Annotated in this window: 14 protein-coding genes; 2 read left to right on the forward strand and 12 right to left on the reverse strand. The window is 58.5% G+C overall.

Annotated elements, in window-relative coordinates; translation table 11 throughout:
- Positions 1-43 precede the first annotated feature (43 nt).
- Complete coding sequence (locus tag ACA072_RS20820) at positions 44-859, reverse strand: SDR family oxidoreductase (RefSeq protein WP_497620277.1); 816 nt, start codon at positions 857-859, stop codon at positions 44-46.
- Positions 860-1,139: 280 nt separating this feature from the next.
- On the opposite strand from ACA072_RS20820, the gene ACA072_RS20825 reads away from it, so the two are divergent.
- Positions 1,140-1,298 (forward strand): DUF3309 family protein, encoded by a 159-nt coding sequence (locus ACA072_RS20825; protein WP_169858239.1) that lies wholly within the window; start codon positions 1,140-1,142, stop codon positions 1,296-1,298.
- Between the two features lie 60 nt (positions 1,299-1,358).
- Here ACA072_RS20825 and ACA072_RS20830 read toward each other — a convergent pair whose 3' ends face one another.
- The 10 genes from ACA072_RS20830 to ACA072_RS20875 all read right to left on the reverse strand — a co-directional run bounded on the left by ACA072_RS20830 (position 1,359) and on the right by ACA072_RS20875 (position 10,926).
- Entirely contained in the window at positions 1,359-3,452 is a 2,094-nt protein-coding gene (locus ACA072_RS20830; protein WP_497620279.1) for an LTA synthase family protein, read from the reverse strand.
- A gap of 269 nt (positions 3,453-3,721) precedes the next feature.
- The gene (locus tag ACA072_RS20835; RefSeq protein WP_497620281.1) at positions 3,722-4,327 is read right to left on the reverse strand and encodes an START domain-containing protein; all 606 of its coding nucleotides are present in this window, start codon (positions 4,325-4,327) and stop codon (positions 3,722-3,724) included.
- Between the two features lie 40 nt (positions 4,328-4,367).
- A complete protein-coding gene (locus ACA072_RS20840; RefSeq protein WP_497620282.1) occupies positions 4,368-4,622 on the reverse strand; it encodes a YkgJ family cysteine cluster protein in 255 nt (84 codons plus the stop codon).
- A 166-nt stretch (positions 4,623-4,788) separates the two neighbouring features.
- Complete coding sequence (locus ACA072_RS20845; RefSeq protein WP_497625025.1) at positions 4,789-5,277, reverse strand: translation initiation factor 2; 489 nt, start codon at positions 5,275-5,277, stop codon at positions 4,789-4,791.
- Positions 5,278-5,366: 89 nt separating this feature from the next.
- A complete protein-coding gene (locus ACA072_RS20850) occupies positions 5,367-6,806 on the reverse strand; it encodes an aminotransferase-like domain-containing protein (protein ID WP_109633782.1) in 1,440 nt (479 codons plus the stop codon).
- A gap of 343 nt (positions 6,807-7,149) precedes the next feature.
- Positions 7,150-7,962 (reverse strand): OmpA family protein, encoded by an 813-nt coding sequence (locus tag ACA072_RS20855; RefSeq protein WP_497620284.1) that lies wholly within the window; start codon positions 7,960-7,962, stop codon positions 7,150-7,152.
- Positions 7,959-8,315 (reverse strand): DUF4398 domain-containing protein, encoded by a 357-nt coding sequence (locus ACA072_RS20860; protein ID WP_497620286.1) that lies wholly within the window; start codon positions 8,313-8,315, stop codon positions 7,959-7,961. Before ACA072_RS20860 ends, ACA072_RS20855 begins: the two co-directional genes overlap by 4 nt.
- Positions 8,316-8,324: 9 nt before the next feature.
- Positions 8,325-9,164: a substrate-binding periplasmic protein gene (locus ACA072_RS20865; protein WP_497620288.1), complete on the reverse strand. Its 840-nt coding sequence runs from the start codon at positions 9,162-9,164 to the stop codon at positions 8,325-8,327.
- An 80-nt stretch (positions 9,165-9,244) separates the two neighbouring features.
- Entirely contained in the window at positions 9,245-10,174 is a 930-nt protein-coding gene (locus ACA072_RS20870) for an electron transfer flavoprotein subunit alpha/FixB family protein (protein ID WP_497620290.1), read from the reverse strand.
- A gap of 2 nt (positions 10,175-10,176) precedes the next feature.
- A complete protein-coding gene (locus ACA072_RS20875) occupies positions 10,177-10,926 on the reverse strand; it encodes an electron transfer flavoprotein subunit beta/FixA family protein (RefSeq protein WP_064676439.1) in 750 nt (249 codons plus the stop codon).
- Between the two features lie 549 nt (positions 10,927-11,475).
- On the opposite strand from ACA072_RS20875, the gene ACA072_RS20880 reads away from it, so the two are divergent.
- The gene (locus ACA072_RS20880; protein ID WP_461975748.1) at positions 11,476-13,140 is read left to right on the forward strand and encodes an electron transfer flavoprotein-ubiquinone oxidoreductase; all 1,665 of its coding nucleotides are present in this window, start codon (positions 11,476-11,478) and stop codon (positions 13,138-13,140) included.
- A gap of 184 nt (positions 13,141-13,324) precedes the next feature.
- Here the strand turns inward: ACA072_RS20880 and ACA072_RS20885 are convergent, their stop codons facing one another.
- On the reverse strand, positions 13,325-14,215 hold the full coding sequence (locus ACA072_RS20885; protein WP_497620293.1) for an AraC family transcriptional regulator: 891 nt from the start codon (positions 14,213-14,215) through the stop codon (positions 13,325-13,327).
- Positions 14,216-14,323: the final 108 nt, after the last annotated feature.

Raw genomic sequence — 14,323 nt, forward strand, 5'->3', positions numbered from 1 at the left:
CCGGTTGCGGCCACCCTAACGACGGTGTTGTGCTCGGGCAAGTTCAGCCTGCGTTTTGTTTGGCCTTGGCGCGCATTTTGTCGGCCATGGTGGTCATTTCGTTGTAGAGCAGTTGCGGGTTTTTCTGCTTGAGTGCCCAAGCCATGCGCCCCTGTTCGTGGGGCAGGATCATGAATTCACCGGCGGCGACGTGCTCGTAGATGTAATCGGCAATGTCAGTCGCGGTGATCGGCGAGCTTTCCAGCAACTTGCCGACCTGGGCTTTCATGGCCGGCGTCGGGCCGCGGAAAGAGTCCAGCAAGTTGGTCTGGAAGAACGACGGGCAAACCACGTGCACGCCCACTTCCTGCTGCGCCAGTTCGACCAGCAGGCTTTCGGACAAGGCCACTACGCCGGCCTTGGCCACGTTGTAGTTGCTCATGGCCGGGCCTTGCATCAGGGCCGCCATCGAAGCGATGTTGATGATCTTGCCTTTGCTTTTTTCCAGCAGCGGCAGGAAGGCCTTGCAGCCCTTGACCACGCCCATCAGGTTGATCGCGATCTGCCAGTCCCAGTCTTCCAGGGACAGTTCACTGAAGAACCCGCCCGAGGCCACGCCGGCGTTGTTGACGATGACATCGATGCCGCCCAGTTTCTCTTCGCACGCTTGGGCGAAGGCCGTCAGCTGGCTGTAATCGCGTACATCGCAACGCTGGATAAAACCGTCGCCGCCCGCATCGCGAACCCGTTTCAGGGTTTCCTGCAGACCGGGCTCGCTGACATCCGACAAGGCCAGCTGCCAGCCTTCACGCGCCCAGCGCAGCGCGATTTCGCGACCTAAGCCTGAGCCCGCGCCAGTGATCATCATGCGATTTTGCATAGCAAACAGCCTTGTTGTTCCGGGGAAGATGCGCTGAGTGTAGCGAAGGACATTGCGCGACCCACGCTCCATCAGATTGCTGAATGGTCCGAGCAAACCGCGGGAGCGCCTCAATCAACTAACACTGCAAAAAACGAAATAAGGCTTTCTTCGAAAAACATTAAAAAAACTTGGAATTTTCTGCCACGAGCCATAGTCGGATTTTGTAAGCAGCTCGGGTTTATTGCAGTCCAGCTGACAGTTAAAAGCTAGGTCATTCCAGAACACTTCCAACAAGGAAATAGACATGGGCACAATTCTTATCGTAATTCTGATTCTCCTGCTGGTAGGTGGTTTGCCGGTCTTTCCACACTCCAGAAGTTGGGGTTATGGCCCGTCGGGTATCATCGGCGTGGTGTTGGTGGTGCTGTTGATTCTGCTGTTACTTGGCAAGATTTAAAGGTTTAACAGGCAAAAAAAAGAGGCCCTTGAAGGGCCTCTTTTTTATTGCGCCGAATACTTAGTCCGGCTTGCCGTCAACCACACCGGCGGTGTTGTCGATCAGGCTCTTGGTGGCCGTCTGGATAAACGACTCGAGTTTCTGCTTGAGGGCCGCTTCGTCAGCCGACGCCGGGATCACTTCACCTTTCGAATTGGCGCCCAGTTCGTACTGATACAGCTTGGGCGGCATTTCCTTAGGCAGTACCAACACGCGATCCGCGGTCAGCAACGCTACGGTTTGATCGCTGCCCGATGGCTTGATCACGCCAAAGCCCTTGTCGCCTTCCGGCAGGTTCAGCAAGTCACGACCCCAGCACTGGTGAATCACGTCGCCGCCGATACGGCCCATGATGGTCGGCACGATGTCGATCTGAGTGCCCACGGTGTGGTCAACCTGGCCGAATTTTTCCTGCACGCCCGGCCCGATCAGCAGCATCGGTACGTTGAAACGGCCCAGGTCCATTTCGGTGATCTGCTGCTCGTTGCCAAAACCGTGGTCGCCGACTACGACAAACAGGGTTTCCTTGAAGTACGGCTCTTTACGCGCCTGCTCGAAGAACTGACCCAGCGCCCAGTCGGAGTAACGCATGGCGGTCAAATGTTCGTTGAGGCTGCCACGGTCGGTTACGCGCTCGACCGGCAATGGTGTCGGCAAGGCGTACGGCGTATGGTTGGACAGGGTTTGCAGCAAGGCATAAAACGGTTTCTTGTCCTTGCCATCGCGGGCTTTCAACTCTTCCAGGCCGCGGTTGAACATGTCCTGGTCGGACACACCCCAGGTCGGGTCGGAAAATACCGGGTTAACGAAGTCGTTACGCCCGATGAAGTTGGTCATGCCCTGGTTGCTGAAGAAGCCCGACTGGTTGTCCCAGGCGAAGTCGCCGTTATAGACGTACACATCGTCGTAGTCACGGGCGCTGAGCAACTGCGGCAGGCCGGACAGTTTGTGGCTGCCTTCCGGAGTCTGCATCAGGTATTCGAAACCTGGCAGGTTCGGGAAGCAGGCCATGGTGGCAAACATGCCCTGATGGGTGTGGGTGCCGTTGGAGAAGAAGCGGTCGAACAGCAGGCCTTCTTTCGACAGTTTGTCGAAGTACGGCGTGACGTTCCCCGGACGACCCAGTGCGCCCACCGAGTGACCGGCGAAGCTTTCCATCAGGATCACGACGACGTTCTTGATTGGCAAGGTCTTGTCGGCGGCCGGGGAATAGTTGCGACGCACGGCTGCGGTTTCACCATCCACCAGTTTGTCGCTCGGGGTCAGCAACATATCGCGAACGGTCTGCTGAGCCACTGGCTGTTCTACGGTAGCTTTCCAGATGTTGTCGCGATCTTCGGACATCCGACTCTTGGCCGCCGCGATCAGCGACAGTGTGCCATTGAGGCCCAACTGGTTGGCGAAGTTCGAATCGGTGGTGTAGACGTCACCCCAACGCAATGGAGGGCCTTGACGCAAAGTGCCACGGGCCGCGACCACGCAGACCAGCAGGCAAACCACGAATACGACGCCTCGGGCGTACCACGGGGCGACTTGGCGCGTACCAATGCTACCGCCGCTGAACGGACCGCGAGGACGGGTCGCACGGTCGGCGCCCTTGAACGCCAGAGTAAGGATCAACGTGCCGAAAGCCCAGGCCAGCAGGTAGCGAACCACAGGAAAACCGTACCAGAGCATGCTCATCACGGTTTTCGGGTCTTCCTTCACGTACTGGAAGACCAGGCCGTTGAGGCGCTGGTGGAACTCGCGGTAGAAATCCATCTCCATCAGGCCGAGGAACAGCGCGATGCTCGAGGCAATGGTCAGCCAGAAGCGGAAGAACCCGCGAGCGGCCATGGCCCGGGCGCTGAACAGTGCCAGTACCAGCGGAATGCTGAGGTAGACCACCAGGCGCAGGTCGAAACGCAGGCCATTGGCGAACGCCTCAAGAAAGGTCGACGCCGGTGTGTCTAGAATCATTTCGCGGTTGTAGACCAGCAGCGCAACGCGCAGCAGGCTGAACATGACCATCATGACCAAGGCGCACAGCAGCGTGTAGGCCAGATGCGATTTGACGGTCGGTTGCAGCAGGCGACTAGAAGCTCGCTGCTGATTCAGGGCGTCCGGGATTGCCATGTCGTTTTAGGACCCATTGGAAGTTGAAGTTTCAAAAATAAAGCGGCGCCCTGCCCTCTGTTGGCCAGTTCTCGGCCCCGGGGCTTGCGCGGTGCGCAAATGTTGCACGATCACCCGCCTCATTGCCATTGATTACTGTTTGGCAGGCTGACGCGGGCGAATTGTCTTGTAGGCCTTGTGAAAATTTCGTGCAACGTATATCCGGAAACAAAATAATCACAAAAACAAACGCCCCGAAAGGTCGGGGCGTTTTATGAAACAGCGTGCGATTACTTCTCGGCGCGTTCCTTCAAGGCTTTGAGGGTGTTGAACGGCGCATCGACCACGAACTTGTTGGCGACCATCGACGGGATGCTGCCGCCGGGCTCGGTGTGCACCTGGTAGGTCACTTCGATCTGGTCGCCCTTGGGGACGAACTTCCAGAAACCTTCGACCTTGGTGACCCGCACGAAACCCTTTTCCTCAGGAATGTACTTCGGCACGCCTTCGAGCTTGCGGGTCAGGCTGCCATCGGCGCCTTCGGTGGTGGTGATATGCAGTGCCGAATCACGCGGAGTCACCGGCCACGGGGTATTGAATTGAGTGTAGGTCCAGCTCTGATCGCCTTCGTGCTTGAGCAGCTTCTGCGATTTGCACTCGTGAATCCAGGCGCAGGCGCCTGCCACGTCTTCCTGCAGCGCGCGCAATTTGGCCATGGTGGTTTTCATCAGGGTAACGCCCTGGTAGGCCTTGTAATCGGAACCTGCCACTTCACTCAGGGACACCTTGATGCCGTCTTCATTCTTGGCAACTTTCCAGTCCTCGGCCTGTGCGGCCGTGGTGGCCAGCATCACTGTAAAACCACACAGCACAGCCATACGATGCAGCGAACCCATAGTCTTATTCCTTATTGTTGAAGTTCCGTTCGTGAACACATCATGCAGCCGTCATTTGCTCCCACCATCCGAGCAACTTGATCGCCTCGTCACTGCTGCTTCCGCAGACCTCGACGTCGGCTTCAAACGCCGAACACACGGCAGGACGTTTCGGATCGCCGAAAATGCGGCACAGGTTATCGACAGACAGTTGTACGCAACGTTCGCCCGCGGCTTTGCCATTGGGCATGCCGGGAATCGGTGAACTGATGGAAGGGGCAATGCAACAGGCGCCACAGCCTTCACGGCATTTCATGAAGACAAGCTCCTCGCGACGGGCGATGTGTTAATGGACGGGGCACAGAGTAACCGCTAAAACAGTTGTTTAAAATTACCTGGGCCGGGGTTTTTGCGCTCAAACAGACGTGACTGACCAGTCTCCGACAAAGCGTCTGGCGCGCGGGTCACGAATCGGCGGAGATTTACTGCTTGAACTCGAATTCCAGCGCCGCGCCTTCGACTTCCCGGCGCTCTTCGTTTCGCAGTTGCAACTGCATTTCGTTGCTGATCAGCCTTCCGTTGAGCTGAAACGGCGCGCTCTTGTCACCGAACATTTGTGGCAACACAGCGTCGCGCCGGGGCAATGGGACCGTACCGACCGGTTTTAGCTCCTCCGCCATGTCCTGGGGCAGGCTCAAATCCAGGTCGGCCGAAGGAAGCCTGGTTTTCACCACCTCACTGGCGGGTTTGGACTTGGAGGCAATCGGCGGCCGTTTTTTCACCGCCGCTTTCTTTTTTATCGGTGTGGCGTTCTTTTTGACCGCAGCGGTTTTCTTGACGGGCGCTGGCTTTTTAGAGGTTGTGCTGCTGGTTGTCGGTTTTTCTTGAGCCGAAGCCGCCATGACACCTTGGGCGTGAACGGTCATGAAGAGGCAGATCGATAGGCAGACGGCAGGAAAAATCGGTTTCATGGAACCAACGACGCGAACGGCAGAGGGCCATATGCTCGCCTGTTGCACGCAACATGACAAGCACGTGTACGAAACGACTGGCGTTCCTGTCAGAAACCGCTGGCCGTCTCCTGGCAAAGCTGCGTGGCCAGCATCCCCAGCGTCATCAATGCGCGCTCGGCTTCACGGTTCCAGGGCGTGCCACAGTTCAGGCGAATGCAGTGATTGAACTGCTCGGTGTTACTGAAAATCAGCCCCGGCGCGATGCTGATGCCCTGCTGCAACGCACGCACGTGCAGTTCCTGAGTGTTGACCCGCCCCGGCAGACTGACCCACAGAATGAAGCCGCCGGTGGGCCGGGTCATCTGCGTGCCTTCCGGGAAATACTGCTGCACGGCCAGTTGGAAGGCGCTGAGGTTCTTGCGGTATTCCTGACGGATGTAGCGCAAGTGACGGTCGTAACCGCCATTCTCCAGGTAGGCGGCGATGCCCATTTGCGTGACGCTGCACGCTGAATGCGTGCTGAACGTCTGCAAACGTTGAATCTCTTGCTGGTATTTTCCAGCGATCATCCAGCCAATCCGCACGCCCGGTGACAGGGTCTTGGAGAAACTCGAGCAATAGATCACCCGATCCAGCCGGTCGTAGGCCTTAAGCGATTTCGTCCGGCCTTGCTCGAACATCAACTCGCCGTAGATATCGTCTTCAACGATCTGGATATCGAAATCCGAGGCCAGTCGCAGCAGCTGTTTCTGCCGCTCTTCGGGCATGGTGCCGCCCAGTGGATTGCTCAGACGCGTGGTCAGGACCAGCGCCTTGATCGACCACTGATTGGCCGCCAATTGCAGGGCTTCGAGGCTCATGCCGGTCGCCGGGTCGCTCGGGATCTCGATGACTTTGAGACCCAGCAGGTCGGCCAGTTGCAGCAAACCATAATAAGTCGGCGACTCGGCAGCAATCAGGTCGCCCGGCCGGGTCAGTACGCGCAGTGACATCTGCAACGCATCGACGCAGCCGTGGGTGATCACCACTTCGGAAGGATCGACCACCACGCCGGCATCACGCATGCGGATCGCCACCTGTCGGCGCAACGGTTCAAAACCGGGGCTGAACATGTAGCTGAAGGCACGCGGGCTATGGAAACGGGTGACCTTGGCCAATTGCTGATGCAAAGCGCGGACTGGCAGGTAATCGACGCTCGGCACCGCAGCGCCCAAGGGAAAAACGCCTTCGCGACGGGATTCGACCAGCACTTGCTGAATGATGCTGCTGCGGGTGACCAGACCGGGTCGCTCGACCCGGGCGATGTCCGGTGTCGGCGCCGTCAGGGCTGGCGTCTGGTGTACGTAGTAGCCCGACTGCGGCCGGGCGCGGATCAGCCCTTGATCCTCGAGATTAGCGTAAGCCTGCAACACGGTCGCATGGCTGACGTTGAGCTGCGAGCTCATCTTGCGCACCGAAGGCACGCGTTCTCCCGGTTGATAGACACCACGGCGGATGTCTTCGGCCAGTTGCTGAGCAATACGTTGGTAGAGCAAAAGATTGGTCATGACGCAGCACTCGATTTCACGGGCATTTTATTCTTGTGTGAAACAATACCGGAACAGTTTAGAAGTGTACTGGGACAGTTGCCACAATAGTCGACCGTACAGTGCAGTGTCAGCAAAAACTGTACTGTTTTGAGAGGCGATCGGCAGGCGCAAAAAAACCCGGCACTGTCAGCAGGCCGGGTTTTGTAGCAGCTGTCGAGTGAAACGAGGCTGCGATTTTTTCAGATCCACTTGAGTTCAAAGCGCAAGATCAAAAGAACGCAGCCTCGTTTCACTCGACAGCTGCTACAGGATCTCTGGCGTCAGCAATTTCCGCAGGCCTGCTTCCAGTAATGCGCAGCCCTTAACGGGCGGCGCCGAGCTGGCCTTTTTCGTCGGAGAACACAATTTCCACCCGACGGTTCTGTGCGCGTCCACGCTCGGAAGCGTTCACGTCCACCGGGTATTCATCGCCGTAGCCTTCGACTTTGATACGTTTGTCGTCGATTCCCAGGTCCATCAGCACGTCCGCCACCGATTGCGCACGGTCACGGGACAGTTTCAGGTTGTCCTGCTTGCCGCCGGTGCTGTCGGTGTAGCCCTCGATGCGGACCACGCGCTTGGGATTGAGCTGCAGGAATTGCACGATCTTCAGGACCACGCGATTCGCCGAATTCTTTAGCTCCGCCTCGCCGGTGTCGAACAGCACATCGCCCAGGGTCATCACCAGACCACGGTCGGTCTGCGTGGTGGCCAGGGCAACGATCTGTTCTTCGAGCCATTTGCCCTGCTGCTGCACGCTGAGCAACTTGGACTCACGCAGGGCCAGTTGCAGGCGCTGACGTTCCAGTTCGAGCTTCGCGGCGCGCTCTTCGTTGAGCACCTGATTGGTGTGCTCACGGGCGATTTCGCTGTAGCGCTGACTCAGGTAGGCGTAATGCACCACGTCCGAGCCGCTGCCCCAGTAGCTGGAAAGACGATCGGCGCGAGCCAGGGATTCGCCGGCACGGATCACGTCCTTGGGTGCGATTCGCAGCACATTGGAGTCTTCCTTGACCTTCTGGAAGTCAGTTCCGGCCTGCTGCAACACGGCCTCGCTGTGTTGGCCGGCGCAGCCATAAAGGCTCGCGCAACCTGCCAGGATCAAACCGCCGAGTGCTTTGGACTTGAGGCTCATTTGGCATCTCCCAGTTGCTTGCGCAGGCGAGTGATGCGGGTGTTGAGCACGTTCAGCTGCTCCTCGCTCTTGAGGGTAAGCACCTTGGCTTCGGCCAGGCGCGCGTCCAGTTCGGCCTGTTCGGCCCGCATGCGCGCATGCCTGTAGGACTGATCCGTCATGTCGCCCTGAGCACGGGAAAACTTGTCTTCGGCCAGTTTCAGTTCTGGTACGTCGTCGACCGTGGCACCCACGGCTTTGGCTTGTACGAGCGCCTGTTCGGTCAGGCGTATTTGTTCATTCGGCGCCGGATCGGCTGCACAACCCGCCAGAGCCAGAACGGCCAGGGCAGCGAAAAGAGGTCGAATACTCACTAAAAATCCCTACTGTTTTGGGGTACTGACGGGTTGTTGCGGTGGCTGCTGTTGCTGCTGCGCTTTCCAGCGTTCGATATTGCGTTGCAGCACGGTCTCCGTCAGTCCGGACGCGGGCAATTCTGTCATCTTTTTGGCCAGCTGTCCGCGCAACCACGGATCGTTGCAGGCGGAGTTATGGGAAACCGCGAGAAACAGGCCGGGTTTGTCCACCGGTTGGGGGCGAGCGATCAGGTCGTTGGCCATGCTCAGGGTTTGCGCGGCGGCCATGCCCGAGTAGCGTCCCGCGAGGACAAATTCCACCTCGCCCAAGAGCAATTTCTGAAAGGCCTGGGTCAGGTTCGGTGTACGCACGAGGCTCAATTGCTGCTCGGCGAAAATGCCGAATGCCTGGGTCATTCGAGACTTTTCCGACACGGCGCCGGGATGACCGTGAAGGTCTTGCGCCTGGTTGTAGACCAATGCCGAGTCTTTACGGGTCCAGACCAGATAGTCGTTTTCCAGCAACGGCGGATGGATGTAATCCAGGGTGTCCAGATCGCTGACGGTCAACGGCGCATCGGCCAGCATGTCCACGCGTCCGCTGCGCACTTCGTCCAGGGCCTGAGCACGCTTGCCGGCATAAAGCAGCTCGACCTTGATGCCCAACTCCCCTGCCACGTGTTGCAACAGGTCGGCACTGGCGCCCATCAAGTGCTTGGGGTTTTGCGGGTCTTGCCACAAGTACGGCGGCGCGTCCGGGCTGCCGGTCACCACCAGGCGCTCGCACTTGCCTGCGGCCACAGCCAGCGCCGGCAACACCGTCAGCCCCAGCAGTAATGACCAGCCACATACGCGACGCAGATCCATGGCAATACTCTCCCACTCAAATCCGGAACAAAAAAAAACCCGACCAAAAGGCCGGGCTCTTTATAAGTCAAGCGACTGGATTAGACCAGCTTCTCGAACTCGGGGATGGCTTCGAACAGGTCTGCCACCAGGCCGTAGTCGGCCACCTGGAAGATCGGCGCTTCTTCGTCCTTGTTGATCGCAACGATCACCTTGGAGTCTTTCATGCCGGCCAGGTGCTGGATCGCGCCGGAGATACCGACGGCGATGTACAGCTGTGGAGCAACGATCTTGCCGGTCTGACCGACCTGCATGTCGTTGGGTACAAAACCTGCATCGACCGCAGCGCGGGAAGCACCGACGGCAGCGCCCAGCTTGTCGGCCAGGGCGTACAGGTGTTTGAAGTTGTCGCCGTTCTGCATGCCGCGGCCGCCGGAAACGACGATCTTGGCAGCGGTCAGTTCCGGACGATCGGACTTGGCCAGTTCTTCGCCAACGAAGCTCGAAGTGCCAGCGTCGTGAGCAGCAGCCACCGTTTCAACAGCAGCGGAACCACCTTCAGCAGCAACCGGATCGAAACCGGTGGCACGTACGGTGATCACTTTGACCGCAGCGTTCGATTGAACGGTTGCGATGGCGTTACCGGCGTAGATCGGGCGTTTGAAGGTGTCAGCGCTTTCGACCGAGATGATCTCGGAGATCTGGTCAACGTCCAGCTGGGCGGCAACGCGCGGCAGGATGTTTTTGCCGTTGGAGGTCGCGGCAGCCAGGATGTGGCTGTAGCCCTTGCCCAATTCGGCCACCAGCGGCGCGACGTTTTCCGGCAGTTGGTGAGCGTAGGCGGCGTTGTCGGCCACCAGCACTTTAGCCACGCCAGCGATTTTCGCAGCGGCTTCAGCCACGGCGCCAACGCCCTGGCCGGCAACCAGAACGTGGATGTCACCGCCGATTTTGGCGGCAGCAGCCACGGTGTTCAGTGTGGCCGGGGCCACGACCTTGTTGTCGTGTTCAGCGATTACCAAGATAGTCATGATTAGATTACCTTCGCTTCGTTTTTCAGTTTCTCGACCAGTTCAGCCACCGACTTGACCTTGATACCCGCGCTGCGTGCAGCAGGCGCTTCGACTTTCACGGTCTTGTTGGTGGAGGCGGTGGAAACGCCCAAAGCGTCCGGAGTCAGCACTTCGAGAGGCTTCTTCTTGGCTTTCATGATGTTTGGCAGGGACGCGTAGCGCGGCTCGTTCAAACGCAGGTCGGTGGTGACGATGGCCGGCAGTTTCAGGGAAACCGTCTGCGCGCCGCCGTCGACTTCGCGAGTCACGGCAACGCTGTCGCCGCTGATTTCGACTTTCGAAGCGAAGGTGCCCTGACCGTAACCGCTCAATGCAGCGAGCATCTGGCCAGTCTGGTTGTTGTCGCTGTCGATGGCTTGTTTGCCAAGGATCACCAACTGAGGCTGTTCCTTGTCGACAACAGCTTTCAACAGCTTGGCAACGGCCAGCGATGTCAGGTCTTCGGCGGATTCGACGAGGATGGCGCGGTCAGCACCCAGAGCCAGCGCGGTGCGCAGTTGCTCTTGAGCGGTGGTCGGGCCGATGGAGACGACGACGATTTCAGTCGCAACGCCTTTCTCTTTCAGGCGTACGGCTTCTTCCACTGCGATTTCGCAGAACGGGTTCATCGACATCTTGACGTTGGCGAGGTCGACGCCGGAATTGTCCGCCTTGACGCGAACCTTGACGTTGTAATCCACAACGCGTTTGACAGCTACAAGAACCTTCATGGATTCCTCGTTACTCTCCGGTGAAAAGAAAGTCGCCTAGGCGAACCTGGCGGTTTGATGCTCATCGGCGCAAGGGCACCTCTAAAAACGCTGGCAGGTGTATCGGGTGAACCTTGCTCACGAGGTGTGATGACCGTTCGTCAGTGGTGACCGACGAGTCATTCATTATCGCGGCGTGTAAACTGCGCGCTAAACCTGCGCAGCCAATCACCTTGTACTGCCATCGCCCTGTCTTTAGAGGTGCTCTTGATACCAACAGTCAGCCTACGGCGAGCGCAAAACCGACCGTATCTTGACCGGAACGCCTATTCCGGTCAATACGGCAAAATAGCCGTTCATAAGCCGCGTGACTTTGATTTCTCTGGCTTTGAGCCAATTCAAACAAACGTTTGTATTGGACGCTAGGAGTGGTGTAGATATAATGCGCCACCCAGAGAGAAAGGTGGTCAATCGATTGTCCTGTTCCGCGCATTGCGCAGGAATTCATGGATGCGACACCAAACCTCCAATTAGAAAAAAAACTGTTGAGCCTTGAGTAGGAGATAGCCTGTGGAACGCGAATACATGGAATTCGACGTGGTCATCGTCGGTGCCGGCCCCGCGGGTCTTTCCGCCGCCTGCCGCTTGAAGCAGAAGGCTGCTGAAGCCGGCAAGGAAATCAGCGTCTGCGTGGTCGAAAAAGGCTCCGAGGTCGGTGCACACATTTTGTCCGGCGCAATCTTTGAACCTCGCGCCCTGAACGAATTGTTCCCGGACTGGAAAGAACTTGGCGCGCCGCTGAACACGCCAGTGACCCGCGACGACATCTTCGTTCTGAAAAACGCCGACAGCGCGCAAAAAATTCCTGACTTCTTTGTGCCCAAGACCATGCACAACGATGGCAACTACATCATCTCCCTGGGCAACCTGTGCCGCTGGCTGGCCCAGCAGGCCGAGAACCTGGGCGTAGAAATCTACCCGGGCTTCGCCGCTCAGGAAGCGCTGTTCGACGAGAACGGCGTGGTTCGCGGGATCATCACCGGCGATCTGGGTGTTGACCGCGAAGGCAATCCGAAAGAAGGCCTGTACACCCCGGGCATGGAACTGCGCGGCAAGTACACGCTGTTCGCCGAAGGTTGCCGTGGCCACATCGGCAAGCAACTGATCAAGCGCTTCAACCTCGACAGCGAAGCCGACGCCCAGCACTACGGCATCGGCCTGAAAGAAATCTGGGAAGTCGACCCGGCCAAGCATCAGCCAGGCCTGGTGGTCCACACCGCCGGTTGGCCGATGGACATCATGGGCACCGAGAACACCGGCGGCTCGTTCCTCTATCACCTGGAAAACAACCAGGTGGTCGTCGGTCTGATCGTCGATCTTTCCTACAGCAACACCTACCTGTCACCGTTTGACGAGTTCCAGCGCCTCAAGCATCACCCGGTGCTCAAACAGTACCTGGAAGGCGGCAAGCGCATCAGCTACGGCGCTCGCGCCATCTGCAAAGGCGGCCTGAACTCGCTGCCGAAAATGGTCTTCAAGGGCGGCGCGCTGATCGGTTGCGACCTCGGCACCCTGAACTTCGCCAAGATCAAAGGCAGCCACACCGCGATGAAGTCCGGCATGCTCGCCGCTGAATCCGTGGCCGAGGCGCTGTTCGCTGAAAAGGACGGCACCGAAGAGCTGACCACTTACGTCGACGCCTTCAAGAAGAGCTGGCTCTACGACGAACTGTTCGCCAGCCGTAACTTCGGCCCGGCGATCCACAAGTTCGGCGCCATCGTCGGCGGTGGTTTCAACTGGCTCGACCAGAACATCTTCGGCGGCAAACTGCCGTTCACCTTGCACGACAACAAGCCGGACTACGCCTGCCTCAAGCTCGCGGCCGACTGCAAGAAGATCGACTACCCGAAACCGGACGGCAAGATCAGCTTCGACAAACTCAGCTCTGTGTTCATCTCCGGTACCAACCACGAAGAAGAACAGCCGTGCCACCTGAAGCTGACCGATCCGAGCATTCCGATCGCCAAGAACCTGCCAATGTACGATGAGCCTGCCCAGCGTTACTGCCCGGCCGGCGTGTACGAAGTGGTGACCAAGGAAGACGGCGAGAAGCGCTTCCAGATCAACGCCCAGAACTGCGTTCACTGCAAGACCTGCGACATCAAGGACCCTGCACAGAACATCACCTGGGTGGCGCCGGAAGGTGCTGGCGGCCCGACTTACCCGAACATGTAAGCCGAACGCCTGAACATCAAGGCTCCCGGAATGGGGGCCTTTTTGTTGCCCGCAATACAAGCCACAACACAAAACCAATGTGGGAGCGGGCTTGCTCGCGAAAGCGGTTCATCATTCAACACTGATATCGACTGACACACCGCCATCGCGGGCAAGCCCGCTCCCACAGGGGTTCTTCGGTACATTAAGCAGCGCGTTCGTCTCCGGGGTTACGCTCGAAGTAACGCTTGTACTCGCGACTGAACTGCGACGTGCTCTGATACCCGACCCGATGCGCCACCTGCGCCACACCCAACCCCTCGGCGAGCAGCAGCTGCTGCGCCTTGAGCAATCGCAGGCGCTTCAAATACTGCACCGGCGACAACAACGTGCTGCGCTTGAAATGCTCATGGAACGTCGACGCACTCATGTTCGCGCAACTGGCCAGGGTCTCCACATTCAACGGCTCGGTGAAATGCCCGTGCAGATGGTTGAGCGAAGCTGCAATCCGGGCGAACTGCCCCTGCTGTTCTACCAGCGCACGCAACACATCAGCTTGCGGTCCGCGCAACGCGACGAACAGCAATTCGCGCAACCGCGCCTGCCCCATGATCTGGCATTCCAGCGGATCGTGCAGGCAACGCAACAGCCGCTCCACGCAACCGCGCATCGCATCGTCGAGGACCGCCGACGTCATGGACTCCAGTGTTTGCGCAGGAACCGTGCGCCCCGGCACCAGCCCCATGGCCAACACCAGCTCGCCGAGCAGTACCCGATCAATCGCAATAGAAACCCCGAGCATCGGCCCGTCCGGCGCCGAAAACGTTTCGCACTCAAACGGCACCGGCAATGCCTGAATCAGATAATGCCCGGCGCCGTACTCCAGCGTGCGCGGCCCCAGATACGCCAATTTACTGCCCTGGGCGATGATCACCAGGCTTGGTTCGTAAATCTGCGGACCACGGGCCACATCGCAACTGGCCCGTAAAACCTGCACGCCCGGCAACGCCGTAGGGGCGAAGCCATCGCGAGTGGTCAGAGGCTCAATCAGCGAAACCAGCGTGGCATTGGCATCGAGATGACGCGTTAACAACATAAGAAAAACTTCTGGAAAAAGGGGATGAAAGCATCATCGCAGGTCTGATCGCCCATTTGATCAAACGAACGCTGATGCCGGAGGAATAGGCATGACACCCGGAGGAAT

It is taken from the genome of Pseudomonas sp. LBUM1656 (assembly GCF_059716065.1).

Excerpts from the sequence above, each read along its gene's own strand:
- ACA072_RS20830 (WP_497620279.1), bottom strand. The coding sequence starts at position 3,452 with ATGGCAATCCCGGACGCCCTGAATCAGCAGCGAGCTTCTAGTCGCCTG.
- ACA072_RS20820 (WP_497620277.1), bottom strand. The coding sequence starts at position 859 with ATGCAAAATCGCATGATGATCACTGGCGCGGGCTCAGGCTTAGGTCGC.
- ACA072_RS20835 (WP_497620281.1), bottom strand. The coding sequence starts at position 4,327 with ATGGGTTCGCTGCATCGTATGGCTGTGCTGTGTGGTTTTACAGTGATG.
- ACA072_RS20845 (WP_497625025.1), bottom strand. The coding sequence starts at position 5,277 with ATGAAACCGATTTTTCCTGCCGTCTGCCTATCGATCTGCCTCTTCATG.
- ACA072_RS20885 (WP_497620293.1), bottom strand. The coding sequence starts at position 14,215 with ATGTTGTTAACGCGTCATCTCGATGCCAATGCCACGCTGGTTTCGCTG.
- ACA072_RS20840 (WP_497620282.1), bottom strand. The coding sequence starts at position 4,622 with ATGAAATGCCGTGAAGGCTGTGGCGCCTGTTGCATTGCCCCTTCCATC.
- ACA072_RS20865 (WP_497620288.1), bottom strand. The coding sequence starts at position 9,164 with ATGGATCTGCGTCGCGTATGTGGCTGGTCATTACTGCTGGGGCTGACG.
- ACA072_RS20855 (WP_497620284.1), bottom strand. The coding sequence starts at position 7,962 with ATGAGCCTCAAGTCCAAAGCACTCGGCGGTTTGATCCTGGCAGGTTGC.
- ACA072_RS20875 (WP_064676439.1), bottom strand. The coding sequence starts at position 10,926 with ATGAAGGTTCTTGTAGCTGTCAAACGCGTTGTGGATTACAACGTCAAG.
- ACA072_RS20850 (WP_109633782.1), bottom strand. The coding sequence starts at position 6,806 with ATGACCAATCTTTTGCTCTACCAACGTATTGCTCAGCAACTGGCCGAA.
- ACA072_RS20870 (WP_497620290.1), bottom strand. The coding sequence starts at position 10,174 with ATGACTATCTTGGTAATCGCTGAACACGACAACAAGGTCGTGGCCCCG.